At 52.9% G+C, this 2,129-nt stretch carries 2 protein-coding genes; one reads left to right on the plus strand and one right to left on the minus strand.

Annotated features, from left to right (window positions below):
• Positions 1 to 571: 571 nt before the first annotated feature.
• The gene (gene ltrA / locus CCB157_RS16710; RefSeq protein WP_077616929.1) at positions 572 to 1,846 is read left to right on the plus strand and encodes a group II intron reverse transcriptase/maturase; all 1,275 of its coding nucleotides are present in this window, start codon (positions 572 to 574) and stop codon (positions 1,844 to 1,846) included.
• 60 nt (positions 1,847 to 1,906) lie between these two features.
• On the opposite strand, the gene CCB157_RS18155 is transcribed toward ltrA, so the two are convergent.
• Positions 1,907 to 2,129: hypothetical protein (locus CCB157_RS18155; protein WP_238594756.1), on the minus strand; the 223-nt coding region annotated here is incomplete at its 5' end.

The raw sequence follows: 2,129 nt of genomic DNA on the forward strand, positions 1-2,129 counted from the left end.
GGATTTTTTAGTGTACGCCCGGCATGGGTGCGGTGCTATAGGGTGAAAGTCCTGAACGGGGGCTGGCGAGCGCCTACCGTTAGCTGAAGGCAAGGGTGTCCGCCGCGAGGCGGAATCTGAAGGAAGCCGGAGGCAAACACTCGACCTGAGGGACACGAACCCAATTTGAGGCTGTCACAGTCGGATGAGTCTGCATAACAAGATGAAGTCCTAAGCCGCCAAGGGCTGTGGCGGTATATTGGGCAGGTACATGAGTGGAAAGTCCGCACTCTTATCCGGGGAGGCCTGTACGATACGCCTTCTAAGGATGGCAACCAAAATCGAGAGGTTTTGCTGAACGTACAGGAGTCAGCAGAGGCCATAGTACCTGAGTAAGGGACGCCTGAAAAGGGAAGGGCTGAACGTCAATTCAGGGATGGATCAAACTCTTTCGAGACGCAATGCGCTGAAGCAGAATTCCTGACGGAACTCTTTCAAGGAAAGATGGGTGAAGCCCGGAGGGCCTTGGATAGAGGGCTGAGCATTGCCCGGCAAGACTTGAACCCCATCCCGCGGAGGGAAAGAGATCTCGATGGCGCTGTTGGAGACGATTCTGTCACGGAACAACTTAATCACTGCCCTCAAACGGGTGGAAGCAAATAAAGGGGCTCCGGGCATCGACGGCGTTCCGACGGAACAACTCCGCGATGATATCCGGAAGCACTGGAAGTCCATTAAGAGACAATTGCTTGAGGGAACCTACAAGCCGGCGCCGGTCCGGAGGGTCGAAATCCCGAAACCCAATGGAGGCGTCCGATTGCTGGGGATCCCAACCGTGATGGATCGGTTCATCCAACAGGCCATCCTTCAGGTGCTTACGCCGATCTTTGATCCCCATTTTTCTCCGTACAGCTATGGCTTCCGCCCCAAGCGGCGGGCCCACGATGCGGTCCGGCAAGCTCAGAAATATATCCAAGAAGGATACCGATATGTCGTCGATATCGATCTGGAAAAGTTCTTTGACCGGGTGAATCACGACATTCTGATGAGCCGGGTTGCACGGAAGGTCGAGGACAAGCGAGTTCTGAAATTGATAAGGGCCTACTTAAAAGCTGGGGTGATGCTGGAAGGTGTCCGGGTTCGTTCAGAGGAAGGCACGCCGCAAGGCGGGCCATTGAGTCCGCTCTTGGCCAACATCCTGCTGGATGATCTGGATAAAGAACTTGAAAAGCGGGGGTTGAAGTTCTGCCGCTACGCCGATGACTGTAACATTTATGTCCGCAGTCCGCGTGCGGGCCAAAGAGTCAAACAAAGCGTTCAAAAGTATCTGGAGAAGAAGTTAAAACTCAAAGTCAACGAGGAGAAAAGTGCGGTCGACCGCCCCTGGAAACGAAAGTTTCTAGGGTTCAGCTTCATGTCTCAACGAGAAGCTCGAATCCGACTCGCCCCGAAATCCGTTCAACGGTTTAAGAATAAAATCCGGCAACTGACGAATCCGAATTGGAGTCTTCCAATGGAGGAACGTATCCGGAAACTCAACCAATATACAATGGGATGGATGGGGTACTTCGCGTTAATTGAGACCCCCTCTCCCTTGAAGCGCCTGGAAGAATGGATAAGAAGAAGGTTGAGACTGTGCCGTTGGCACCAATGGAAAAGGGTGAGAACTCGAATTCGTGAACTGAGAGCCCTTGGGCTCAAAGAACACGAAGTGTTCGAGATCGCTAACACTCGGAAAGGGGCTTGGCGTACGACAAGGACGCCTCAATTGCATAAAGCCCTTGGCAAAGCCTACTGGCTTAAGCAAGGGCTGAAGAGTTTAACGCAGAGATATTTTGAACTCCGTCAAGATTGGCGAACCGCCTAGTGCGGACCCGCATGCTAGGTGGTGTGAGGGGACGGGGGTTCGTCACCCCCTCCTACTCGATTAGCGTTTCTCCATCATCGATGGCTGAGGCGTTTGCTCAAACGGCGGCCGCGGAAGGCGAGAGCGACGGGAGGGCAGGATGAAGCAGGAAGAACGGACGTGACGAAAAAGACATGAAAACATCCATGCGGTGGCGAGTGGAGAGAAAGGCAAGTAATAAGAAAGCAAAAAAGAGCTTTCACCATAATCGGTGAAAGCTCTTTTTTGACGAGATTTCAGTTGA

It is taken from the genome of Caenibacillus caldisaponilyticus, assembly GCF_002003465.1.
GTDB lineage: Bacteria > Bacillota > Bacilli > Bacillales > Sporolactobacillaceae > Caenibacillus > Caenibacillus caldisaponilyticus.

What these genes read in the sequence shown, in the direction of transcription:
- ltrA (WP_077616929.1), top strand. Translation starts at nt 572, where the DNA reads ATGGCGCTGTTGGAGACGATTCTGTCACGGAACAACTTAATCACTGCC.